Annotated in this window: 25 protein-coding genes and 2 tRNA genes; 16 read left to right on the top strand and 11 right to left on the bottom strand. The window is 63.2% G+C overall.

What is annotated here, in order from left to right; all coding sequences use genetic code 11:
* Positions 1-168 precede the first annotated feature (168 nt).
* A tRNA-Arg gene (locus IG196_RS25350) sits at positions 169-245 on the top strand.
* A 69-nt stretch (positions 246-314) separates the two neighbouring features.
* Here the strand turns inward: IG196_RS25350 and IG196_RS25345 are convergent.
* Positions 315-875: a thermonuclease family protein gene (locus IG196_RS25345; RefSeq protein ID WP_225616792.1), complete on the bottom strand. Its 561-nt coding sequence runs from the start codon at positions 873-875 to the stop codon at positions 315-317.
* Between the two features lie 98 nt (positions 876-973).
* Between IG196_RS25345 and greB the strand changes: the two genes are divergently transcribed.
* Positions 974-1,555, top strand: a complete 582-nt coding sequence (gene greB / locus IG196_RS25340; protein WP_192193528.1) for a transcription elongation factor GreB — start codon at positions 974-976, stop codon at positions 1,553-1,555.
* Between the two features lie 9 nt (positions 1,556-1,564).
* Here the strand turns inward: greB and IG196_RS25335 are convergent, their stop codons facing one another.
* From IG196_RS25335 to IG196_RS25320, 4 genes are all read right to left on the bottom strand, one after another.
* Positions 1,565-3,808 (bottom strand): RelA/SpoT family protein, encoded by a 2,244-nt coding sequence (locus tag IG196_RS25335; RefSeq protein WP_192193527.1) that lies wholly within the window; start codon positions 3,806-3,808, stop codon positions 1,565-1,567.
* Positions 3,809-3,901: 93 nt separating this feature from the next.
* Entirely contained in the window at positions 3,902-4,105 is a 204-nt protein-coding gene (gene rpoZ, locus IG196_RS25330) for a DNA-directed RNA polymerase subunit omega (RefSeq protein ID WP_013543330.1), read from the bottom strand.
* A 31-nt stretch (positions 4,106-4,136) separates the two neighbouring features.
* Positions 4,137-4,757: a guanylate kinase gene (gene gmk, locus IG196_RS25325; RefSeq protein WP_056573336.1), complete on the bottom strand. Its 621-nt coding sequence runs from the start codon at positions 4,755-4,757 to the stop codon at positions 4,137-4,139.
* Between the two features lie 17 nt (positions 4,758-4,774).
* Positions 4,775-5,698: a YicC/YloC family endoribonuclease gene (locus tag IG196_RS25320; protein ID WP_056573333.1), complete on the bottom strand. Its 924-nt coding sequence runs from the start codon at positions 5,696-5,698 to the stop codon at positions 4,775-4,777.
* 91 nt (positions 5,699-5,789) lie between these two features.
* On the opposite strand from IG196_RS25320, the gene IG196_RS25315 reads away from it, so the two are divergent.
* The 7 genes from IG196_RS25315 (at position 5,790) to IG196_RS25285 (ending at position 11,464) form a co-directional block, all read left to right on the top strand.
* On the top strand, positions 5,790-6,797 hold the full coding sequence (locus tag IG196_RS25315; RefSeq protein WP_101488825.1) for a serine/threonine protein kinase: 1,008 nt from the start codon (positions 5,790-5,792) through the stop codon (positions 6,795-6,797).
* A gap of 5 nt (positions 6,798-6,802) precedes the next feature.
* Positions 6,803-7,711 carry a PP2C family protein-serine/threonine phosphatase gene (locus tag IG196_RS25310; RefSeq protein WP_099792600.1) on the top strand — a complete coding sequence of 303 codons (909 nt, stop codon included), beginning with the start codon at positions 6,803-6,805 and terminating at the stop codon, positions 7,709-7,711.
* Positions 7,712-7,756: 45 nt separating this feature from the next.
* Positions 7,757-8,488: a ribonuclease PH gene (gene rph / locus IG196_RS25305; RefSeq protein ID WP_192193526.1), complete on the top strand. Its 732-nt coding sequence runs from the start codon at positions 7,757-7,759 to the stop codon at positions 8,486-8,488.
* Positions 8,489-8,561: 73 nt separating this feature from the next.
* Positions 8,562-9,161, top strand: a complete 600-nt coding sequence (locus tag IG196_RS25300) for a non-canonical purine NTP pyrophosphatase (protein ID WP_192193525.1) — start codon at positions 8,562-8,564, stop codon at positions 9,159-9,161.
* A gap of 3 nt (positions 9,162-9,164) precedes the next feature.
* Positions 9,165-10,427, top strand: a complete 1,263-nt coding sequence (hemW, locus tag IG196_RS25295) for a radical SAM family heme chaperone HemW (protein WP_192193524.1) — start codon at positions 9,165-9,167, stop codon at positions 10,425-10,427.
* A 32-nt stretch (positions 10,428-10,459) separates the two neighbouring features.
* Positions 10,460-10,544: transfer RNA gene (locus IG196_RS25290), tRNA-Ser, on the top strand.
* A 551-nt stretch (positions 10,545-11,095) separates the two neighbouring features.
* The gene (locus tag IG196_RS25285; RefSeq protein ID WP_192193523.1) at positions 11,096-11,464 is read left to right on the top strand and encodes a type I restriction endonuclease subunit M; all 369 of its coding nucleotides are present in this window, start codon (positions 11,096-11,098) and stop codon (positions 11,462-11,464) included.
* A 51-nt stretch (positions 11,465-11,515) separates the two neighbouring features.
* Here the strand turns inward: IG196_RS25285 and IG196_RS25280 are convergent, their stop codons facing one another.
* A complete protein-coding gene (locus IG196_RS25280) occupies positions 11,516-11,779 on the bottom strand; it encodes a helix-turn-helix domain-containing protein (protein ID WP_225616791.1) in 264 nt (87 codons plus the stop codon).
* Between the two features lie 180 nt (positions 11,780-11,959).
* On the opposite strand from IG196_RS25280, the gene IG196_RS25275 reads away from it, so the two are divergent.
* The 3 genes from IG196_RS25275 to IG196_RS25265 all read left to right on the top strand — a co-directional run bounded on the left by IG196_RS25275 (position 11,960) and on the right by IG196_RS25265 (position 15,242).
* Positions 11,960-13,099 carry a hypothetical protein gene (locus IG196_RS25275; protein WP_192193521.1) on the top strand — a complete coding sequence of 380 codons (1,140 nt, stop codon included), beginning with the start codon at positions 11,960-11,962 and terminating at the stop codon, positions 13,097-13,099.
* Between the two features lie 144 nt (positions 13,100-13,243).
* Entirely contained in the window at positions 13,244-14,122 is an 879-nt protein-coding gene (locus IG196_RS25270; protein ID WP_192193520.1) for a hypothetical protein, read from the top strand.
* Between the two features lie 19 nt (positions 14,123-14,141).
* Positions 14,142-15,242 carry a site-specific integrase gene (locus IG196_RS25265; protein WP_192193519.1) on the top strand — a complete coding sequence of 367 codons (1,101 nt, stop codon included), beginning with the start codon at positions 14,142-14,144 and terminating at the stop codon, positions 15,240-15,242.
* Positions 15,243-15,659: 417 nt separating this feature from the next.
* Here IG196_RS25265 and IG196_RS25260 read toward each other — a convergent pair whose 3' ends face one another.
* The 4 genes from IG196_RS25260 to IG196_RS25245 all read right to left on the bottom strand — a co-directional run bounded on the left by IG196_RS25260 (position 15,660) and on the right by IG196_RS25245 (position 20,866).
* Complete coding sequence (locus tag IG196_RS25260) at positions 15,660-17,414, bottom strand: hypothetical protein (RefSeq protein ID WP_192193518.1); 1,755 nt, start codon at positions 17,412-17,414, stop codon at positions 15,660-15,662.
* Between the two features lie 169 nt (positions 17,415-17,583).
* Complete coding sequence (locus tag IG196_RS25255) at positions 17,584-18,852, bottom strand: Shedu immune nuclease family protein (protein WP_192193517.1); 1,269 nt, start codon at positions 18,850-18,852, stop codon at positions 17,584-17,586.
* A gap of 491 nt (positions 18,853-19,343) precedes the next feature.
* Positions 19,344-20,477 carry a hypothetical protein gene (locus IG196_RS25250; protein ID WP_192193516.1) on the bottom strand — a complete coding sequence of 378 codons (1,134 nt, stop codon included), beginning with the start codon at positions 20,475-20,477 and terminating at the stop codon, positions 19,344-19,346.
* Positions 20,478-20,683: 206 nt separating this feature from the next.
* A complete protein-coding gene (locus IG196_RS25245; RefSeq protein ID WP_192193515.1) occupies positions 20,684-20,866 on the bottom strand; it encodes a hypothetical protein in 183 nt (60 codons plus the stop codon).
* Between the two features lie 54 nt (positions 20,867-20,920).
* Here IG196_RS25245 and IG196_RS25240 point away from each other — a divergent pair, with 54 nt between their 5' ends.
* The 3 genes from IG196_RS25240 to IG196_RS25230 are packed head-to-tail and all read left to right on the top strand — an operon-like array spanning position 20,921 to position 22,235.
* Positions 20,921-21,412, top strand: a complete 492-nt coding sequence (locus IG196_RS25240; RefSeq protein WP_192193514.1) for a hypothetical protein — start codon at positions 20,921-20,923, stop codon at positions 21,410-21,412.
* A complete protein-coding gene (locus IG196_RS25235) occupies positions 21,412-22,017 on the top strand; it encodes a PIN domain-containing protein (protein WP_192193513.1) in 606 nt (201 codons plus the stop codon). Before IG196_RS25240 ends, IG196_RS25235 begins: the two co-directional genes overlap by 1 nt.
* Positions 22,018-22,025: 8 nt before the next feature.
* Positions 22,026-22,235, top strand: coding sequence for an antitoxin VbhA family protein (locus IG196_RS25230; protein WP_192193512.1), 210 nt, complete (start codon positions 22,026-22,028; stop codon positions 22,233-22,235).
* 32 nt (positions 22,236-22,267) lie between these two features.
* Here IG196_RS25230 and IG196_RS25225 read toward each other — a convergent pair whose 3' ends face one another.
* A complete protein-coding gene (locus IG196_RS25225; protein WP_192193511.1) occupies positions 22,268-22,471 on the bottom strand; it encodes a hypothetical protein in 204 nt (67 codons plus the stop codon).
* A 58-nt stretch (positions 22,472-22,529) separates the two neighbouring features.
* Here IG196_RS25225 and IG196_RS25220 point away from each other — a divergent pair, with 58 nt between their 5' ends.
* Positions 22,530-23,012 carry a hypothetical protein gene (locus IG196_RS25220; RefSeq protein WP_192193510.1) on the top strand — a complete coding sequence of 161 codons (483 nt, stop codon included), beginning with the start codon at positions 22,530-22,532 and terminating at the stop codon, positions 23,010-23,012.
* Positions 23,013-23,083 lie beyond the last annotated feature (71 nt).

Below are 23,083 nucleotides of genomic sequence, written 5' to 3'. Positions count from 1 at the left end.
GGCTATTCCGGGCGGGGCGGAGTGTACCGGGTCGGATGGGCCTCTTTGGCGCAGCGTGGACGAGATGCGTCACAACAGGCCTCATTGCGGGCTGCTTTCGTTGGCATTTTCAGCTTTCGATCACAAAGGTTTGGATGCGAGAAAAAACACGCTATAATCGAAAGCTGTGCGGCTGTAGCTCAGTTGGATAGAGTACTTGGCTACGAACCAAGGGGTCGTGGGTTCAATTCCTGCCAGCCGCACCACTCTTCAAGGGTTAGCTCGTTTATCGAGCTAACCCTTTTTCTTTGGCCGGTCATTGCGCCACGCCTGCATCAAGGTCGCATTGGTCGCGAGTCCTTCCAGAGGCCGGCCCGCTTGGCTCTCGCTTCTTCCTCCGCGAATTCGTACTGCCCGCGCTCCTGGGGCGACAGGCGCTGCGCCTGCGCTGGCTGCCAACGCGCCAATCCGACGGTCAGCAATGCCAGGCCTGCGTCGAGCGTCCTCGGGCCATTGGGTGCCGAGTCCGGCGTCACCATCACACGACAGATGCGTTCGCGGGCGTGAGATGTGGGATCGTCGCAGTCGACATCTGCCGGCTTGAGACGGACCATGTCGTGCATCTTCTGCCGAGCCTGCTCTGCGAAGGGTTGTCCGGGCTTCGGTGCAACGATGCCCTGCAGGCGCACGAGACGCCACGCGTTGGCACTGGCCGCGTCGCCGCAGCGAGCGGTCACGGTGTCGCCGCTGTGGATGCTCACGACGAAGCAGGTCTGCATTCTGGCGTGCGTGCTGAAGGGAAGGGCGAACAGAACGCCGGCAAGGGCCGCGAGAACGCCAAAATGAAGCCTCGCCGAGGTGCTGCAGCGGCGTGAGAAGTGTCTGGTGGCGATCACAAGGGCTCCTGTCTCTTGGACATTGCGGTTGCGGCAAACTCAACCGCTTGTACGGCGCGGCAAGGGCGCCCAGTATTTCCGATTTGAAGGACTCTGCATTGAACAAGGCATTCACCAAGGAGTCGGACGCCGATGCGGACGACGACGATGACGGCGCAGGTGGCGCGATGCCCCCGCTGCCGGCCGGCAGCAAGAACTACATCACGCCCGAGGGCTACGCGCGCCTGCGCGACGAGCTGCTGCAGCTGATGGACGAAGAGCGTCCCAAGGTCGTCGAGGCCGTGCACTGGGCCGCGAAGAACGGCGACCGGTCCGAGAACGGCGACTACCTCTACGGCAAGAAGCGCCTGCGCGAGATCGACCGGCGCATCCGCTTCCTCGGCAAGCGGCTAGAGATTGCGGAAATCACCGACCCGTCGGTGCATCACGGACGCGACCAGGTCTTCTTCGGCGCTACGGTTCGCTATGCCGACGAGACCGGCGAGGAGCGCAGCGTCACGATCCTCGGCATCGACGAGGCCGAGAGCGCCAAGTCGGAGGTCAGCTGGATTTCCCCGATCGCACGTGCGCTGCTCAAGGCGCGCGAGGGCGACGTGGTGAAGCTCATCACGCCCGGCGGGGCGCACGAGGTGGAGATCCTGTCGGTGAGCTACCCGGCGCCGCGCACGCCGGCGAACTGACGAAGAAGGTCAGGGCGCCGGAATCGTCCGCGCTGCGGTCAGCACCGACGCGGTCCGGCGCGCGGCGCGCAGCACGGCGTCGAGGTGCGCACGGTCGCGCACCGCGATCACGAAGCGAAGGTCGGTCGAGTCCTGTGGGGTCTCGTCCGCCATTTCCACGTGCGTGATGTCGGCTTCGGCATCGGCCAGGGTGGCCGCCACGCGGGCCAGCACGCCCTTGTCGTTGCGCACGGTGATGACCACGCCGGTCTCGAAGGCGCGCGTGGGCTCGTCGGCCCATTCGACCGCGAAGAAGCGTTCGCTGTCCTTGTTGCGCAGGCGCTGGCCGACGCCGCAGTCGTCGGTGTGCACCACCAGCCCCTCGCCGTGTCCGAGGTAGCCGACGATCTGGTCGCCGGGAATGGGGCGGCAGCACTGCGCAAAGCGCACGGAAGAGTTCTCGCTGCCATCGAGCGTCACCGCGCCCTGTGACACGGCCTCGTGCGACGTGAAGCGCTCGCGGCTCAGGAGGAGGGCGTCAGGGCGCTCGCCGATCTCGGCCATCAGCGCCATGAGCCGCTTGGCGACGATGCTGGCGATGCGCTTGCCCAGGCCGATGTCGGTCAGCAGCTCGGCGCGGGTGCGGTTGCCGGTGAAGCGCAGCAGCTTCTCCCACAGCGCCTGGTGTTGTTCGTCTTCCTCGGGCAGCTTGCCCAGGCCTTCGGCGCGCAGCGCCTGGGCCAGCAGCTTCTCGCCCAGGCCTTCGGACTCGGCATGCGCCAGGGTCTTCAGGTAGTGGCGGATCTTGGAGCGCGCCCGGCCGGTGCGCACGAAGCCCAGCCACGCGGGGTTGGGCGTCGACACGGGGGCGGTGATCACTTCGACCACGTCGCCGTTCTTCAGCTCGGTGCGCAGCGGGACTTGGTCGCCATTGATGCGCGCGGCCGAGGTGTGGTCGCCGATATTGCTGTGGATGGCGTACGCGAAGTCGACCACCGTGGCGCCGCGCGGCAGCGCCATGATCTGGCTCTTGGGCGTGAAGACGTAGACGGCGTCGGGGAACAGGTCGACCTTGACGTGGTCCCAGAACTCGGCGGCGTCGCGCGTCTCGTCCTGGATGTCGAGCAGCGACTGCAGCCACTTGGTGCCCAGCCGGTCGTTGCTCGCGGCGTTGGGCTCGGCGGCCTTGTAGAGCCAGTGCGCGGCCACGCCCGATTCGGCCACGACGTGCATGGCCTCGGTGCGCAGCTGGAACTCCACGCTCACGCCAGCTGGGCCCACCAGCGTGGTGTGCAGTGACTGGTAGCCGTTGAGCTTGGCGATCGCGATGTGGTCCTTGAACTTGCCGGGCAGCGGCTTGTACATCTGGTGCAGGATGCCCAGGCCCGTGTAGCAGGCGATCACGTTCGGCACGATGAGCCGGAAGCCGTAGATGTCGGTGACCTGCGCGAAGCTCAGGTGCTTTTCTTCCATCTTGCGGTAGATGGAATAGAGCGTTTTCTCGCGCCCCGCGATGCGCAGCGTCATGCTGGCGGCGGAGAAGGCCGTCTCGACCTCTTTCTGCACCTTCTGGATCAGGTCGCGTCGTCGTCCGCGGGCCTTGGCGACGGCCTTGGCCAGCGTGGCGTAGCGCCAGGGCTTGAGGTGCCGGAACGACAGGTCCTGCAGTTCGCGGTAGGTCTGGTTCAGGCCCAGCCGGTGCGCGATGGGGGCGTAGATCTCGAGCGTTTCACGCGAGATGCGGGCCCACTTTTCGCGCGGCGCATCGGCCAGCGTGCGCATGTTGTGTGTGCGGTCGGCCAGCTTGACCAGGATGACGCGCACATCGCGCGCCATGGCCAGCAACATCTTGCGGAAGGACTCGGCCTGGTTTTCTTCGCGCGTGTTGAACTGCAGCTTGTCGAGCTTGGTGAGCCCGTCGACCAACTCGGCAACCGGGGCGCCGAAGCGCTCGATGAGTTCCGGCTTGGTGACGCCGCAGTCTTCGATGGCGTCGTGCAGCAGCGCGGCCATGAGCGCCTGGGCGTCGAGCTTCCACTCGGCGCACTGCGCCGCCACGGCGATGGGGTGGGTGATGTACGGCTCGCCGCTGTTGCGCAGCTGCCCGAGGTGGGCTTCGTCGGCGAAGCGGTAGGCCCGGCGCACCAGCTCGGTGTCTTCGGGGCTCAGGTAGTCGAGGCGGGCCGTCAATGCGGCAAAACTCGCGGCGGCCGCGTTCAACGCCGCCGGACTCGGTTTCGGCGTAGGGGACGTAGGTTTGGCGACCGCACTCATGGCTATCACTTTAGCGTGACCGCTCTATGGACGCGTCCAGACGTAAAAAAAGCACCGCAATGCGGTGCCTTTTCGTTGCGGGGCTGCGTCAGATCAGCCTGGCACTTTCTTGAGCATTTCGATGCCGATCTTGCCTTCGGCGATTTCGCGCAGGGCCGTGACGGCCGGCTTGTTCTTGCTCTCGATCTTGGGCGCGTGGCCTTGGCTCAGCATGCGCGCACGGTACGTGGCGGCGAGAACGAGCTGGAAGCGGTTCGGAATCTGAACGAGACAATCTTCGACGGTGATGCGGGCCATGATGAATTCTTTCGGTCGGTGAGCGGGGATTTCAAGGGATGTTCAGTGCGGCGAACGTATCGGCACGTGCTCTGCGCTGTGCGGAATACCGGAGCCTCTGCGCGTGGACGATCGCCTTGAGATCGAAAAGTGCGCGCTCAAATAACTCGTTGATTATAACGAAATCGAATTTTCCGGCCTGAGCCATCTCTTCGGCCGCGTTCTTCAGTCGCAGTTCGATCACCGCCGCGCTGTCTTCGCCGCGCCGCTCGAGGCGGGAGCGCAGCTCTTCCCAGCTGGGCGGGAGGATGAAGATCATGACCGCGTTGGCAAAGGTCTTGCGGATCTGCAGCGCGCCCTGGAAGTCGATTTCGAGGATCACGTCGGTGCCCAGGGCCACCCGCTCCTCGACCGCCTTCTTCGACGTGCCGTAGCGGTGGCCGTGCACGTGAGCCCATTCCACGAAGCCGTCGGCCGCAATCAGGGCGTCGAACTCGGTCGGGGAGGCGAAAAAGTACTCCCGGCCGTGCTTTTCCTGCCCGCGCGGCGGGCGCGTGGTGTGGGACACCGAGGGTTGAACGGCCGAGTCGAGCTCCATGAGCGCCTTGACCAGGCTCGATTTGCCGGCGCCGCTGGGCGCGGCGACCACGAAGATATTGCCGGGATAGTCCATGGGGGGGCTCGTCGTCGTCATTCGATGTTCTGCACCTGCTCGCGCATCTGTTCGATGAGGACCTTCATGTCCACGCCGATGCGCGTGAGTTCCAGGGCGGCCGATTTGGAGCCCAGGGTGTTGGCTTCGCGGTGCAGTTCCTGGATCAGGAAATCCAGCCGCTTGCCGATGTCGCCGCCCTTCTTGAGCAGCCGCTCGATCTCGTCGAGGTGCGAATTCAGCCGCGTGAGCTCTTCCGCCACGTCGATGCGGATCGCGAAGGCGGTGGCTTCGGTCAGGGCGCGGTCCTGGGCGGCTTCGGGCAGCGTGCCGCCCGTGCCGGCGGTCAGGCCCATGGCTTCCTGCCAGCGCTCCAGGAAGCGGTTGCGCTGCTGTTCGACCAACTGGGGCACCAGCGGGCCGGCCTGCTGCACCAGGGTGCGCAGCTGGGCCAAGTGGGCCTCGAGCATCTTGGCCAGCCGGGCGCCTTCGCGCTGGCGGGCCGACATCAGCGCCTCGAGCGCCTTGCCCGCCACGTCGAGCAGGTCGGGGCCCCAGTCGCCGCGGGTGGCGCCGTCGCCGCCGGCCAGCCGCAGCACGTCGGCCACGCTGAGCTCCCGGGCGCCGGGCAGCCAGGCACGGATGCCGTCCTGCACGCCGTTCAGCCGCTGAAGCAGCTTGACGGAGGGCTCGACCACGCCCGCCTGGGACGTGTTCTCGATGGCCGCACGCACCTCGACCTTGCCCCGTTTGAGCTTGGCCGTGAGCAGCTCTCGCAGCGCGGTCTCATGCTGGCGCAGCTCCTCGGGGAGCTTGAAGGTGAGGTCGAGAAAGCGGCTGTTGACCGAGCGGATTTCGACCCCGAGTCGGCCCGCGGCGGAGGGCCGTGCATCGGCTTCGGAGTGGCTGCCTGCGGGGCCGTTCTGGCCGCTGGCATAGCCGGTCATGCTGTAAACTGGCATTGCGCCTCACTGTGGTTTTGCTTGCAAGCACCGAGGCGTCGGTACAGCGTTCGCTTGCCGCACCATCGCCTTCGGGCGAAACTCCCGGATTATGTCAAAGGTCAAGCCTACGCCCCTGTTGCCCGATACGGTCATTGGCGGATATCGCGTCGTTCGCCGGCTTTCCGCGGGCGGTTTCGGCGTGGTCTACCTCGCGATCGACCCGAACGGCCAGCAGGTCGCCGTCAAGGAATACCTGCCTTCGTCGCTCGCGACCCGGGGTCCCGGCGAGCTGGCGCCGCAGGTGCCGCCCGAAAAGCTGTCGCTGTATCGCCTGGGTCTCAAGAGCTTTTTCGAAGAAGGCCGTTCGCTCGCGCAAATTTCGCATGCGTCGGTGGTCAGCGTGCTCAATTTCTTCCGCGAGAACGAAACCGTCTACATGGTCATGAACTACCTGGAGGGCGCGACCCTGCAGGACTTCGTGGTCACGGCGCGCGACCTGAAGCGGCAAAAGGTGTTCCGTGAGTCGACCATCCGTTCGCTGTTCGACGAAATCCTGCGCGGCCTGCGCATCGTCCACCAGTACAAGATGCTGCACCTGGACATCAAGCCCGCCAACATCTTCGTCACCGACGACGACCGCGCCGTGCTGATCGACTTCGGCGCCGCGCGCGAAGTGCTCAGCAAAGAGGGCATCTTCATCCGCCCCATGTACACGCCCGGCTTCGCCGCCCCCGAGATGTACCGGCGCGATTCGTCGATGGGCCCCTGGACCGACATCTACGCCATCGGCGCCTGCATCTACGCCTGCATGCAGGGCTATCCGCCCAACGATGCGCCGCGGCGCATCGAAAAAGACCGCCTGAGCCTGTCGCTCTCGCGCCTGCGCGGCGTGTACTCCGACAACCTCATCGAGGTGGTCGAGTGGTGCATGTCGCTCGACCCGCTCTCGCGCCCGCAATCGGTGTTCGCGCTGCAAAAAGAACTCAGCCGCGAAGGCGAGCGCCGCTACACCAAGCTCACCGTCGGCGAAAAGGTGCGCCTGTCGCTCGACAACATCCGCTCCTTCGACAAGAAGAGCCTGCCGCGCGCCGCCGCGCCCACCACCCGTCCGGCCTGATCGACATGAAGTTCTCCGTGTTCCAGGTCAGCCGCAAGGGCGGCCGCGTCAAGAACGAAGACCGCATGGGCTACTGCTACACGCGGGAGTCGGGCCTGTTCGTGCTCGCAGACGGCATGGGCGGCCACCCTGAGGGCGAAGTGGCGGCCCAGCTGGCGCTGCAGACCATCGCCGCGCTGTACCAGCGCGAGGCCCGCCCCACCGTGAAGGACGTGAAGGCCTTCCTGGCCGAATCGGCCATGTCGGCGCACCAGCAGATCATGCGGTACGCGAGCCACAAGGCGATGCTCGACACGCCCCGCACCACCGTCGTCGCGGCCGTGCTGCAGAACGCCACCGCCACCTGGCTGCATTGCGGCGACTCGCGCCTGTACGTCGTGCGCGACGGCCGGCTGCTGACCCGCACGCGCGACCACTCGCACGCCGAGCGCCCCAAGCCCCACGGCGCCACCGACGCACCCGTCAACCGCAACCTGCTGCTGACCTGCCTGGGCTCGCCCACCACGCCGCTGTTCGACGTGTCGGCGCCGCTGCCGCTGCAGCGCGGCGACCGCCTCATGCTGTGCTCCGACGGCGTCTGGGGCGTGCTCGACGACGCCGTCATCGTGCACACGCTGTCGTCGGGCAAGCCCGTGTCCGACGCCGCGCCCGACCTCGCCGAAATGGCGCTGCGCAAGGGCGGCGCCCACAGCGACAACGTGACGCTGATCGCGCTCGAGTGGGAAATGCCCGAGACGCCCGGCGACGACCGCGGCGTGTCCACCGAAACCATCGACGACGGCGTGTTCGCCTCGACCATCCAGGCCGGCATGCCGTCCGACAGCGAGATCGACGACCTCGACGAAGACGCCATCGAGCGCTCCATCGCCGAGATCAACGAAGCCATCCGCCGCTCCGCTGCACGCAAGACCTGAGCGCGCAGTTTTCCCTTTTCTTCTTTCGGTTTTCCCTTTCAAAAAATGACTGCTTTCACACGAAGCGGCGGCCGTGCCGCCGACCAGCTGCGCCCCGTGCGCATCACCCGCGGCTTCACCATCCACGCCGAAGGCTCGGTGCTCATCGAGTTCGGCCAGACCCGCGTGCTGTGCACCGCCTCGGTCGAAGAAAAAGTGCCGCCGCACAAGAAGGGCAGCGGCGAAGGCTGGGTGACGGCCGAATACGGCATGCTGCCGCGCGCCACCCACACCCGCAGCAGCCGCGAAGCCGCCAAGGGCAAGCAGACCGGCCGCACGCAGGAAATCCAGCGCCTCATCGGCCGTTCGATGCGCGCCGTGTTCGATCTCGCCGTGCTCGGCGAACGCACCATCCACCTCGACTGCGACGTGCTGCAGGCCGACGGCGGCACGCGCACCGCGGCCATCACCGGCGCCTTCGTGGCCGCACAGGACGCCGTCGACAAGCTGCTGGCCTCCGGCGCGATCAAGACCTCGCCCATCAAGGGCCACGTGGCCGCCATCTCGGTGGGCATCGTCGGCGGCACGCCGCTGCTCGACCTCGAGTACACCGAAGACTCGGCCTGCGACACCGACATGAACGTCGTCATGACCGGCGCCGGCCACTTCGTCGAAGTGCAGGGCACGGCCGAAGGCGTGGCCTTCACGCGCGAAGAAATGAACCTCCTGCTCGGCCTGGCCGAAAAGGGCATCGGCGAACTCGTGAGCCTGCAGCAGCAAGCCCTGCTTTCGAACTGACCGACCGACGACCACAACCACCAGCTACTGGCGCCCGCCCTCCATCGGGCGCCACAGCCATCTTTGACTTTCCATGAAACTGGTTCTGGCTTCCAACAACGCGGGCAAGCTCGCCGAACTCCAGCAGCTGTTTGCCGAGCTGTCCGTCACGCTGGTGCCGCAGTCGGCGCTGGGCGTGGGCGAGGCTGAAGAACCCTTCCGCACCTTCGTCGAGAACGCGCTCACCAAGGCGCGCCACGCCAGCGCCGCCACCGGCCTGCCGGCCATTGCCGACGACGCCGGCCTGTGCGTCGACGCCTTCGGCGGCCTGCCGGGGGTCGACACCGCCTACTACGCCACGCAGTTCGGCTACGCCAAGGGCGATGCCAACAACGTGAAGGCGCTGCTCGAACAGCTCGACGGCGTCGTCAACCGCCGCGCTGCGCTCGTGAGCACGCTGGTCGCGCTGCGCCGCCACGACGACCCCGAGCCGCTCATTGCCGTCGGCCGCGTGGTCGGCGAGATCGCGCCTGCACCCATCGGCGACAACGGTTTCGGCTTCGACCCCGTGATGTACCTGCCGAGTTTCGGCAAGACCTTCGCCCAACTGCCCCCCGACGTGAAGAACGCCAACAGCCACCGCGGCCGCGCCGCGCAGGCCATGCTCGCCCTGATGCGCGAGCGCTGGTTCTGACCCATGGCCACCGTCTTCCCGATCCAGCCCGCCCAACCCGGCGGCGCCCCCCAGGCCAATGACGTGCTGCACTGGATGCGCCCCGGCCCGCTGCAACTCGCCGCGCTGCCGCCGCTGTCGCTGTACATCCACCTGCCGTGGTGCCTGCGCAAGTGCCCTTATTGCGACTTCAACTCGCACGAGTGGCGCGCCACGAGCGAAGCCGACATCGACGGCCTTCCCGAAGCCGCCTACATCGACGCGCTGATCGCCGACCTCGACGCCGCGCTGCCGTTGATCTGGGGCCGCACCGTCCACACCATCTTCATCGGCGGCGGCACCCCCAGCCTGTTCTCGCCGCAAGCCATCGACCGGCTGCTCGGCGACGTGCGCGCGCGCCTCAAGCTCGCGCCCGAGTGCGAGATCACGCTCGAAGCCAACCCCGGCACCTTCGAGCGCAACCGCTTCCGCGCCTACCGCGCGGCCGGCGTCACACGCCTGTCGGTGGGTGTGCAGAGCTTCAACGATGAGCACCTGACGGCGCTGGGCCGCGTGCACGACCGCGCCCAGGCCATCGCCGCGGTGGAAGAGGCCGCAAGCGCCTTCGACACCTTCAACCTCGACCTGATGTACGCCCTGCCGGGCCAGACCATGGAAGGCCTCGACGCCGACCTGACCCAGGCTTTGGCGCTCGCGCCGCCGCACATCTCGATCTATCACCTCACCATCGAGCCCAACACCTGGTTCGCCAAGTTCCCGCCCACGCTGCCCGAGGACGACATCGCCTACGCCATGCTCGACCGCATCACCGAGCGCACGGGTGCGAGCGGCATGTCGCGCTACGAGGTCTCGGCGTATGCGCGCGACGGGCACCAGTGCGCGCACAACCTCAACTACTGGCAGTTCGGCGACTACCTCGGCATTGGCGCCGGCGCGCACAGCAAACTGAGCTTTGCGCACCGTATCGTGCGGCAGGTGCGTTACCGCGAACCGCGCCTGTACATGGAGAACGCGCGCGCCGGTGCAGCCGTGTCGCAGAGCGACGAAGTGGCGCTGGCCGACCTGCCGTTCGAGTTCATGCTCAACGCGCTGCGGCTGAAGCAGGGCTTCACGCTGCCCCAGTTCAGCGAGCGCACGGGCCTGGCGATGACGTCGATCCAGCGCGGCATGGAAGAGGCCGAGCGCAAGGGACTCGTCGCCCGCGACCTGTTCCGCGTGTGGCCCACCGAGCGCGGACTCGACTTCCTGAGCGACCTGCAGACGCTGTTCCTGCCCGATGACGAGTAAGGCCGCGCCGTCAGCTTAAAATCGACGGTTCCGGAGAGTTGGGTGAGTGGTTTAAACCAGCAGTCTTGAAAACTGCCGACGTGAAAGCGTCCGTGAGTTCGAATCTCACACTCTCCGCCGCCGCCCCAGTATTCATGCGGGTTTGCGGCTGGGATGGGCAATTTACCCCCTTTAATACCCCCTTTTATTTTTGCATTCCAGTGGCTGGCTTTGCACTCCGTTGTGCGCTGTATGGCCGAACACGGCAGCAGGCTATGCGTGCGTGCTGCCACCCTGCGCATGGGGCTTTAGGGCGCTTGGACTCTCGTTACCGGTGCAGCCTGGCTACAAAGCGGGCAACCACAGGTTGAAGCCGCTTTGACCTCTTTTTGACCCCTCGCATCGTCCTGGGGGGGGCCTAAAGTCTCAAAAATGATACATTTTGTCGCAAATATGCTACAATATACCCACGGGTAGAAGCCTGCCGGCGCAAGCCAGGTAAGACGTTGCCCGTATGCAGGTGCGCCGCCGCCTGTAGCCCCTGATGGCCGCCAAGCCAGCGTTTTTTTGACGCTGGCTTGGCGGCCGTTTTCGTTCCCATCCCCCGCGCTTTTTCCGACTGCTGCGCCTTGCCCCTTGGGGCCAGGTGCGGCTGCCGCATGGGCGCTTCTTTTCTATGGAGATTTCAAGTGAAAGACTTTCTAAGCGCCTTCCTCACACCTGATGCCTCATTGCGCTTCGCACCGGGCCGTGTTGTTGCAACGCCAGGCGCCTTGGCGCTCATACACGCCACGAACAGCAATCCCTTCGCGCTACTTGCCAAGCATGTGACCGGCGAATGGGGTGAGATCGACCCCGAAGATGTGCAGACCAATGAAGACGCGGTCGTGCATGGCCGGCGTGTGCTCTCGGTCTATCGATTGCCATTGCAAGACGCGGCCAAGAAAAGTTCAGCGTTGGAGGAGGCGGAACAAGTCGACGAGTTCGACAACCGTATCTGGCTGATCACTGAAGCCGATCGAAGTGTGACCACGCTACTGCTGCCGGAGGAGTACTAGGAAGCGTCGTCTTGGCAAGCCTCTCGTTACGCCGCCGACAGGCACGCCCAGTTAGCTGGATCGGCGCACGCGCTTGATCAGCCGCTTGGGTAGTGCCTCCATCAGCTGGGAGGCGGAAACATCAAGGCCCCCGGCGAGTCGCCAGATGTTGAAAAGCGACAGGTTGCGTTCGCCACGTTCAACGGACCCAACGTAGTTGGGATGCAGTCCCGCCAACTCTGCGAGCTGTTCGATCGTGATGAGCTTGTCGTGCCGCATCGCGCGCAGGTGCTCGCCGAATGCTTGTTGCAGGCGCTCCAACTCCTTGCTGGACATGGCGTCCAGGGGTTGGGGCTTGTTCGCAACGACTCGGGGCATGGGCCCAAGTTTTCAGCCTTCAACACTAAGAGTACACAAACTATCCGTTTTGTTCCTGCTCGTCATCTGGCAAACTAAATGAAAACAAAACGTAAAGTGTGTCTTCATTCCTGGCCCCACCTTTTTCTTGGAGCGTCCATGTTCACATTCGAAAAGCTCTCGCCGCGCAAAGCGCGGCTGCTTCAGCTCAAACACCAATTCCCAGGGGTGGTGCTGATCACATCGGCTTCAGCTCTGCTCGTCGGCTGCGGCCCCGAAGCCCCTCCTTGCAACGATCCGCAGCGCATAGAGGCAGTGCTGAGAATGGTCGCCAAGGGACACGATGAAGACCTTGGCAACTACAGGCTCAAGACGGCAGATGTCGTGTCCCTTGAGGCAGGCACGCCTGTCGTGACGTCCTACGACGAATCAATCAAGCGCCGCTCGTGCGAGGTCAATCTGACGTTTACTTTCAAGCCCACCGTGCTCCAGAAGATGAACTTTTTCATGGACTGGATGGGCAACCCGCTGGGAGCAGCCCTCAAGTACGACATTCCCGCCGAGCTCTATTGGAACGTCGACAGATCGCAGCAATACAAGACGGACGCCACAGTGATACGGGTGGTGACCGGCGACAAGGTCAGTGAAGCGCCGTTGCAGTTGTCCGTTGCGTACAAGATCGTGAAGGACGAGGGGGCGAACACCTTCAGCACGTCGGTGAGCTATAGCACCGCGACTACGACGCCCTATTTAAAAGTCGCGTCGAACGCTCTGGCCTTTGACGAGCACATGCGCGGTGTCCTCAAGGCCCGAGGAAAAGAAATTCCGTCGTCGATGCAGTACGGACAGCCGGTAGCGCCATCGGCTGGCATAGTGCCCGCTATCCCGACATCGACGGCGTCTCAGCCTATTCCTGCCCCATCGGTCGCGGCCCCAACAGCAGCCCAGCAGACGGAGCAAGCTCAGTTGCAGAAAGCTGCGGACATGATCGCAGCCGGCAATCCCCAGCGAGGCGCCGATCCTTCTGGGGCAGCATCTTCAGCGTCGACCACTGCTTCAAGTGGCGACGCCGAGAACCTCATGTCACACATTACCAAGTACGAACCTTGTGGCGAGGAGGCCGTGTGCTTGACCACGGGCAAGGGAAACGTCGTCTGGATGCAGGCTGGACAGATGCGCCGTATGGACTACGCGTTGCTCGATAAGGCGATCAGCAGCAAGACGCCGGTGTGCCTGCGCGACGTGACGCGCACCGACGCCAAGAACTTCGCGGCCGATGGCCTAGACAGCGCGTGCTGAGGCCAATGCCGTAGCGATCCCGCGTCGCTGATACAGCCCTTTGAGAAGGCGCCGTGCTGGCCGAGAGGCTGGGGCGGCGCTTTTGCTTTTCCGCTTTCATTTCATAGCCACCGCCCCGTGCGAGTGGCACCGAAGGTAATTCTCATGAATGTTCTTCACACCCCCGCCGACAGCGGGCCGAGCGCCGCTGTCCGCTTGATCGGCATCGGTGCTTCGGGCCGGCGCTTCGTTGAACGCTTTCACAATCACATCGATACACCACCGCACACGCCGTTGGCGGATCTGCTGGACCAAAAGCCGAGCTACATCGAGATCGATGCAGGCGAAGCGCTTCATATGGTCGAGCAAGTTGACCTCGAGAACGCGTGCATTCTCTGCTTGGCCTTTGGCTTCGACATGACATCCGCTGAGATCGAAGCGGCCATGCTTCTGGTCTGGCACATGTGGGGGCGGGACGCTCATGCCATCGGCATCGTGCTCGGTGCGAACAATCACCCGCTGCCGCACGACGGCTCGATGCTCGGCATCCTCTGCGATTCGATCGACGCGCGCATCGACATTTCAGAGCCGACAGATGCCGCTGAGCTCGCGCCTTTGCAATGGTTTTATGTAGGGCTACAGCGCTCGGTGTTGGAAGGGCTCTCGATTCTGGGGCCGGCCTGGGACCACTCGGACGTCGTCGAAACCTTGGACTTCGGCCAAGTGCGGTTCGAGCTCTTCACACAACCGCTGGACGAACCCGCGCAGTTGGACGTAGCGATGGTGGCTGTCTTGGAGGACCTGAGCGACCGGGGAATCTGGCTTGAGCAGGCACTGGGCGCGGTCTTGGTGCTGTGGGCCCCCTCCGAATACCAAGTCACGGTGCGCACGGTACGCGGCCTGGGGCGAACCTTGGGCGAGGCGCTGGGGGAGGGGGCGCTGCACCTCACCATCCGGCTACGCAGTCGACCTGCAGTGGGTGACCAGACCGCATATCTGACGCTGGTGGTGAGCTTGCCGCGAGCAACGACGGCCCGTCGGTAGACCGTTCTAAAAGATGCCCGTGGCACTCGCCATGGCGCAGCACTTCGATCCAACGCCCGCACTTGCGGGCGTTGCTCATTCACAAGAACCCATAGCCCTCAGCATTCACATAGTGAGCAAGATCATGAAGAGAGTTCGCAGCGATTCATCGACGCGCGCGTCCGTCGCGCACAGGCCATCTCGGGCAATCAGACCAGCAAGAACCCAAGTTGAGTTCGACCACTATGTCGCTCACGCCGTGGCCGACAGTACGCGTCGAGCCTATGAGGGCGACCTGCGGCATTTTCGGGACTGGGGCGGCAGGGTGCCGGCCACGCCAGCGATGGTGGCGCGGTACCTGGCAGCCTACGCAGGCAAGGTCAAGGCCAGCACGCTCAACCGTCGTCTGGCTGCGATTTCGAACGCGCACACGACACTGGGCAAGCCTTCGCCCACGCGGTCGGAGCTGGTGCAAACCACCATGCGCGGGATTCGGCGGGTCCATGGCACGGCGCAGAAGCAGGCCAAGCCCATCAGTATTGAGATGCTGCGCGTACTTGCCAAGCCGCAGAAGCACCTGGACCCGGTGCGAGACCTACGGGACAGGACCTTGCTGGTGGTGGGCTTTGCAGGAGGTTTTCGAAGATCGGAGCTGGCTAAGCTGAGGCTTGAAAGTCTGGCATTCGGTGCTCAAGGTGTGACGGTGACACTGGCGCGCTCGAAAACCGATCAGCAGGGTAAGGGCAGGGTGGTGGCGCTGCCGCCTGGGCCAGGGTGGATGTGCCCGGTCAAGTTGCTGAAGGCTTGGATTCAATTACTGCGCGGGGCGGCTGCGGAAGTGGAGTCGTCGCTGCCCTTGTTTCGCGGAGTGAATCGGCACGGACAGCTAGGAGGTGGGTTGTGTGGAGCTGCGGTCGGAGGAGTGGTACGGCGGCGCATGCATGACTGTGGCCTTGACCCGAGTGGCTTCTCGGCACACAGCCTCCGTTCGGGATTAGTCACCGCTGCCGCCAAAGCTGGTGTTCCGACTTGGGCCATTCAGCGGCAGACGGGGCACCGCTCGGAGAGCACGGTGCATCGATACATCAGGGGGCTTTCGCCGTTCGAGCGGAATGCCTTCGATACATTGACTAGGGCGTAGCGCAGGCACGTTTCAAGGACCAACAACGACTGCTCCAGACTGACTGCTGTCGCTCGGCTCTGTCCGGCGAATGTCGGCGGACGCCAGAACCTGACTTTGGCCAGTTCCTCGAGCGGCTGTGCGCTGTCCTCAGAACTCGACGTTCAGCGGCGGCGGGACGCGTAGGGGGTCAGCGACTCAGCGACGAAGTCCGGCCAGCGACTGCTCCTCCTCGGCTCCTCGGGTAACTGCCAACCCTGAAGACGCATTAGCCGTACCAATCTTGCCGCCCCGAGGCTGTCCCTCGGCCACTCCCGTAGGTACCTGTAGGAGGCTCAACTGCGGGTTCGTCGCTAGTCAGGTCGACTGATTCACGACAGTCGACGCCACGGATTTCCGATGTCTTGATTCTGGACTCTCGAAGAGCCCGCATCGGCATCAGCGTGCTAGCAACCTCGCGATGGAGCCGTTGACCGCTACAAACGCGCCGATGACGCCATCGAAGACGAAGTCGAGCGCTTTCCCATAGCCTTGGTTCACCGTTGCGGTGTCGAAGCCCAATGCCTGTAGGGTCGCCAGCGCTCGACCGAACGACTCATGCGCGTCGGCAATCCGCAGATCGTTCGTCAAAAACAGCGGCGCCAGGCGGTCGTTCTTCTCCGCCCAGGTTTCGGGCTCGGCGTCGCGGACGAACGCGTCGACAGACTCCTGCTGAGTATCCAAGTGCTCCACGATGTTGAGTAGCCCCTGAAGCAGCTTGAGGCTACCCAGCCCCTTCACCTTCTCGGCCGGGCACCCGGCCTTGCGCAACAACTGACGCAAAAAGCCATCCGGCACGCGTTGCCATACCTCATGCAGGCTCTTGCATCGCGCAAGGAAGGCTTGCTGCGTCATGCTCAATGGCGCCACCCGCGCCAGCCGGCACAGTTGCGGATAGGTGGTCCACCAATTGGCTTCGATCTCCGCGCGCGAGAACCCGACCAGTTCGGCTGCCTCTCTGGGGATTCCAACGGCCTCGCCGAGGTTGGAGAGGCGGTCTCCGAGATCGAGGATCTGGTCCAACAGGCGCTTCGTCTTGGCAACGACGTGCTCCTCTGCGAGGTCGGTACTGGCAACGCGCCCCTCGTCGACGACGCAGCGATGGGCATGGACGATCTCTCGGTCTGGCTTGGGCTTGTACAGCTCCCGAATCGGAACACGGATGAGGTTGCGACCGACGCGTACGCAGTCTGAGAACGCCCACTGGCCTCGGTAGGCCGGATTGGTGTCGCCGTAGCGGTTGGACATGCTCTCGTAGAAGGAGCTCTGCTCATACCGCTCAAGGAACCGGTCATCGAGATAGATGCGGCCACCGTGGAGTTGCGCGTTCGCACGTGCGTGCGTCATCGGGCCGTCAAGGCCTGGCCACTCGAGGCCTTCGGCTGTCTGTTCCGGGCACAGCTCGCAAGATACCGCGGCGACGGTGGCCCAGACCTGCAGGAGCAGGCCGCGTTCGTCCTTTCGGATGTCACCATCGCACCAGTTGCCTTCGGCCTTCAGGTCGATGTATTCCTTGCCCGCCATCAGCGCCACGAGTTCAGGGGTGTCCGGCAGTACCGCTGAATAGTAGAACGAACGGACACCGACTGCGCCCCGCATCCACAGGTACTTGCGGAGGTACTCGTTGGACATCCGCCAGATCACGTTGCGCGATACCTCCCAGTGGTAGTTTGCCGATACCTCGCCTTCCGCCACACCAAACTCTGGAAGACCAAGGTGGTCATAGACCAAGCGCTGCTCATTGTTTCCGATGCATGAGGCGGTGAGCCCGAGGGCCATCCAGACCTTCTCGGCCAAGCTGTAGGTATAAAAGGAGCCGTCACCCCAGGAGGCGACGATGTAGTCGTGGCCGGACACAGAAGGTGCGAACTCGGCATAGCTGCCTTTCTCGCGCAGCACGGGCACCGAGTACGAGACGACGCCATTGCTGCCGGCCTCGAGCACCTCAAGAGTGTCGACAGCCGCCTCCGGCACTGCAGCCATGACAAGGTGCACCACCTCTTCGCGCATCCCGTTCACGTCCTTCGCCTCCGACAGGCCGCTGATCTCGACACGCTCCTGTGGGTCCAGGCTAATCGGGGAGAGCAAGCGACGCAGCTTCTCCGGCAGGAGCTGTTGAGGTACAGGGAATGTGGCTAGGTAGTCGATCGGCATGACCGAGTGTATGCAGGCGTTTGTGGCCGGCTGAGTGGCACTTCGCGCCGGACGTTCAACCCGCGCAAGGCGACGGGCCGCGGCCCGTCGCGCTCGGTCAGGCTGATCTCGTTCGCAACGTTCCAAGCCACCGTCTCACTGGACCGGGAGCGATCGTTGTGACCACCCCCTATTCGGGCGGAGGGGACGCTGGGGCCGCGCTCACGGCAGGGCCGTCGCGCAGCTGATCCAGGACCGCTTGGAGCCGCGCCAACAGGTCATCGTAGGTCACGATGTCGACAACGCCCTTGGAGTCGCGACGTAGTACTTCGAACTCGCGCCGCTGTACGTCGGACAGTGTGTTGCTGCGCCCCATGATCACGATGCCCGAGGGGTTGATGATCCGGATCCTAAAACCCACAGGCAGCTGGGGACCGAGCAACTGGGTCAGATAGTTTTCGCCAGTCGGTCCCCATCGGTTCAGGTGCCTTAGATAGTGCGTAACCTGACCCATGCAACCGATCAGATCGCGCATCGGCAGGTGGTGGTCGCGGTAGCGAGCCGGCAGCATGATGGGTTTGCCCATCGGCTTCTTGATCTCGATGACGTCTACATTGCCAGACGCATCGACCAGCAGGATGTCGATGCGCCGCCAGGTCGATGCGTCGGCATCCAGGAGCCTGACCTCGGTGAAGGCTTTGATGTACCTGGGATTCAACAGCAGGATGATCTCCACGATTTCCAGTTGCCACTGCGCCTCAGAAGTCCCCGTCTCATTGGCCAGCATCGCTTGAAGCCGCTGCAGGGCAAAGGCGTACTTCGCGACATCGAATTGGCGAAAGGGCGCTTCGAGGTTGGGCGCGATCGCCGTTGTCCGCCTGTCGACATAGGCGTCGAGCAGCGCTTCGGCATCGATGGCCGGCTCGGTGTACTGGCGAACCACGGTTCCGACGCGAGCCTGCACATAGCGTCGCAGTTCGTGCGGCGTCGGGAACTGTTTGAGCAACCGTTCGTACTCCGGGATCGGAATGGCTTCCGGATCCGGGCCGCCGATGACGATGCGCTCGGCACCGAGGCTATCGATGACGCCCAGGATGGAAACCTTGCGTTCGGCACTGAACCACTTCCAATCGGGCTGCGCATCCCGGTGCAGCAGGACCGGTGTCTCGAATCCAAGGACTTCCGGCTTGAACCGGAAGTACTCACCGTCTGCGATGGCGATGGCAAACACCAAGCGATCGTCGTCGACCCACGAGATCTCGTCATCGCCGGCCGCGCTGGCCGCCTCTTCTGCAGTGTCTTCGACGAGGTCCTGCGGCGTGAGGTGGAACGTGCCCTTTACCAGGAGTCCATCGCCGCGCTCGAACCTCTCCCGAACCCAACTGGTGTCATCGCGTGGTCGGTAGACGAGACGGAACTCGTTGTCTGAGATCTCGAACTCAACAGCAGGTTTAGGCATAGTCCATTTTCGGCGGCGGGTCTCCATCGTAGCCAGCCGCGTCGATGTCTCCGCAGGCATCGGGAAGGATGTTCGATCGGCTGCGGATCCGCTGGATGTCCTGTTGTCGGTCTGCTCGATGAGTCAGGAGTCGTCGCAACCTGAGGTCTGCCGTCAGCCGGATGAAGCTGCGAGCAGTTGACTGGTAGGCCAACCACTTGCTCTCGGCAACGACGGCTCTTGGCCGAGGCGGTCGCTCCGGCTCGTTTTGTGAAGTTGACTCATCATGAACACCGATGTTGCAGTCGACCTCCTGCGTAGGGTGCTCAACGGCGACGAGTACCACATCGACACCGGAACCGTTGACTTTGATGAGATCGCGGCTGCTGCGACGAAGGCATGATCTCCCTGCTCTACTGAAAAGAGACCGACTCCCCTTGCATGGGGTGTCGGCGCCGTCGCCGCGGTACTTCTCTTCCTTGTTGGGAAGTGCCCACCGCTGCATGCAACGTTCAGGCAGGATCAAGCATAGGAGGAGCACCGAACTGCGCACGCAACTCAACTTCCATAGCCATGCGTTCAGATTTGATGTCTACGTTTTCAGGCACCACGATGTTCAGATCCTGCATCTGCTTCAGGATCCTCCAGGCTTCGTAGTCGTGAAAAGGGTTGAGCCCCATGACATTGCCCAGGTCCTGGTTGGAATGCCCAGCCGTTGCAGCGATCTTGGCGAAGTCGGCGATGGCCAAGCTGATGTCCCAGCCACGAATGAAAAGTAGCAACGCGGAGAACGCCAACACGCTCACGGTGCCGGAGCCGCCCTTGGCCGCCTTCAGCGGAGCATAGTTGTGCCCGATGAAATCGGCCAACGAACAGGTCTTGCGGTACTCATCAACCAGCACGGTCGGATCGAAAACGGCCTGGCCCTGGAAACGTTGTGCCAGCGACTCAGCGCGCTTGCCCGCATCGCCAAACATCGGGACGCGCTGATTCTGGATGGTCTGCATGTTCGCTCGGTGCTGTGTGTAGCGCTCCATTACTCGGCGAGCAGCCTCGGCGTGCCAGTCAAACTCCGGCATTGCAGCGATTTCTGGCGTTAGGGTCACCCCAGCCGGCAGCGCGCCAGTGGATCGAAAGACGGCCAACTGCAAGTCTGATAGCCATTTGTGAAGTCGCGGATCGAGCGTGACGACGACGAGCGACTCGACCTTTCTGTTGAAGAACCACTCGCGCATGTCGCGGATCGAGACCTGGCTGAAGACGCCTTGTTCAATGCCGGTGCACACCAGTTCCCTCACCGCCCGCGTGAGATTCGACCTCGACTCCGAAAACGAAACCATGTTTGCGGGAACGGCATTTGCCGTCTCCGGGCTTCCGAACTCGCAGTGGGGCTTGTGACCCGGTGTCGTGAATCTGAAGAAAGACTGGCGGCTGGCCCTGCCCGTTTTGGCCGCGGGTCTGACGACCTCAGCCCCTGTCACAAAGCAACCGGGGCACTGCAGATCGCGCCGCAGGTAGTCGCGCCAAGCCTCAGGGATGGCATCCACTGAGGTGTACGGCTGGCCGAACTGGGCCGAAAGCCGTTTGAGAATCTGGTCGACGTCGTGCTCGCCTGGTTGCGATGTCGAATACGCTGTCAGAGGCATGTCGTCTCCCTTTCGCCTGAATCTTAGCTCTACTCAAATGGACAGGAGGAACGCCGCAAGTCGTTGTCACGACTAGTGAATCTGCCTGGGGCTCGCGGTGGTAGTTTCCCAGCTCTACTGAAAATTTGTAACGGGGGTGCGTGGGTTTTCGCTGCTGCGCGCAAACCCTGCCACGGTTACAGTAGGTCATGCCCAAGACTCGGTACTCATTCACGCTGCGGATCCCAAATCGCAAGCAGAGTGCTGTCCCGATGAAGCGGATTGGCGAGTACATCGCCGAATTCGCCCAACTCCTTGGCGACGAGAACAAGCCCCGATTCAAAGGCATCAGGAACGCCAGCGTTGGCTACGCAGCCGAGGTTGCGCATGAACGTGAGCACTACTGCCACGCGAGGATTGTGGAAGCGAAGTCGAAGCCAAACAGTCGGCCGGGCAGACACCTGATGAAACTCGAAGAGATGATGGGCGAGGATGCCATCCCCGAGGCCGAGATCCTTGATGCGAACGACAACGTCATCCACGTGATCTTCTGTATCAGGCCGGATGCTGACGAGGACACCGAGCGCCTCTTCCAGGAAAGCAAGGTCGACGGCGTGGTGACAGGCTTAATCGGTGTCGATGACACGATGCACCTCCACCTTCGTGACGGCTTCGAACGGGATCTGAAGCTGATCGTCAAAGACGACCAGCTCGCCCGCGACCTCCTCAAGCTTTTCAAGATTGGGACCGTGCGCCTGGTTGCCCGCGGCACATGGATTCGCACAGAGAACGGCTGGTCTCCCGAGGTCAACAAATGCGTCGTGCAGAGCTTCGAGCCGCTCGAAAGCACCCCTTTCAGCACCATTCTTGAGCGCGTAGCACAGATCCCAGGCAACGGGTGGAACGACGTCCAGGACCCGATGGGCACCTGGGACAACATTCGAGGCATCCACTGATGAGTTCTCTGCCTCGCTGCATCGTCGTTGACTCCAACTTCATCATTTCGTACATCACGACGAAGGACACGACCTCTGATGATCGGGCCCGCATCGATCACTTCATTTCTGAAGTCGACAAACTGAAGGTCAAGATCATCTTCCCGATGATCTCGATCAGCGAGTTCTTAGTGAAGGCCGACCGCGCCAGCGTGGCATTCCTTGACGAGCTTCAGCGGAAGTCGACGGTCTTTGTGGCCGATTTCGATCGGGGAGCAGCGCATGAGCTGGCAAAGATGGAACGCGACGCCTTGGCAGGCCCTGGTGGCAAGCGGGCCGGCTCCGAGGAGCCGTACCAAAAGATCAAGGTTGACCGTCAAATCGTTGCGATCGGCCTGGCGCACGGCGCCAAGATGATCGTGTCGCGCGACGAAGGCGTGCGCACTCAGGCGATAAGGCTGGGGCTCGCGGCCAAGCGGATCCAGGACCTAGAGTTGCCCGAGAGCGAGAAGCAACTGAATCTGATCGCCCAAGCGCCAAAGGGCCGTCGCCTCAATTTCCGTCGGACATCACTCGCCGTGGTTCCTCCCTCGCCAGCTGCAGCCCCAGTCCCGAAGACGGAATAAGCAGACGCATGCTCGCCAGTGCCGCCGCCGAAAAACGGCGCCGAGAGAAAGCGGTCGACTTCGCCCGCAGCAACATCGGACTCGAGGGTTTCACGATCACGGAAAAACTCGAAGCCTTCGCGCAACTCTACGTCGACGGAGAAATCGATCTGGACGAGTTCGTTGGCGCCAAGCTCAGCAATGAGTGCGCCGCTCCAACGGATCGCGAAACGCCCTGAGCATCGCCTGCGTGCCAAAGAGCTTGTCATGCTCACGCTGAATCACCACATCCGGCAGAAACACCAACCGCTGCTCTTCCAGCGGTTTTTCCGTCGGCGGCGAGATCCACGCATTCGGACTTCTTTCGGCATCGGCCAACTCCGCCATCGAAACCCGCCCGCGGCTGCGTCCAGCTGCGGCCCGCTTTCACGAATTCGGCGTGGCGTCGTGCCACCGCAGATTCGAAGTCGTTCATCGATGTCCTCGAGAGATACGATCCGCGCTCCAAATCTTAGAGTCGCGAGGAGTACAACATGCCGGCCCCCCACAACCACAATGACATCATTCACATTGATGTTTGCGTTGAACGCCTGGCTTCCTGTCATGTGACCTTGCAGGACGTGAAGATCAACCTCAAGCACCCTTTGTCTGAGCCGGCCTTCAGGTATGCAGTCGTCGAGTACATGACGCTTTTCAACCCGTCCAAGGATGGTCAGGGGCTCCCGCGAAGGATCCCTATCGCTTGGATTCCAGCCAACTATTTGTCGCTGCACAAGCGGTTAAAGAAGACGCGAAACCAGTTGCTGGCGCACTCAGACATGTCTGTGCTCGACGGCTCCCTGAACCTCGAGGAGGCGCGTGGCCTCCCTGTCACCACCACGACGTTGACGCATGTCGACGATCTGGCCGCGCTGAAGAACGTCGACGAGTTCCTCGACCTCCTTCAAGCGGTGCGCGACAAACTATTTGAGGAACGTAGGAAGCAGGTGGCGGCCTTGTCGAACACCCAGCCGTAACGGCCCAACTGGCGAGCTTTCATTTCGGCTGCGTAAACACTAGGGCAGGTCTGAGCAGGTCACCAATTGGC

The sequence above is a fragment of the Variovorax sp. 38R genome (assembly GCF_014843395.1).
Classification (GTDB): Bacteria; Pseudomonadota; Gammaproteobacteria; order Burkholderiales; family Burkholderiaceae_C; genus Variovorax; species Variovorax paradoxus_H.
Note: the sequence above shows the minus strand (reverse complement) of the source record. Positions and strands in the feature narration are given on the sequence as shown.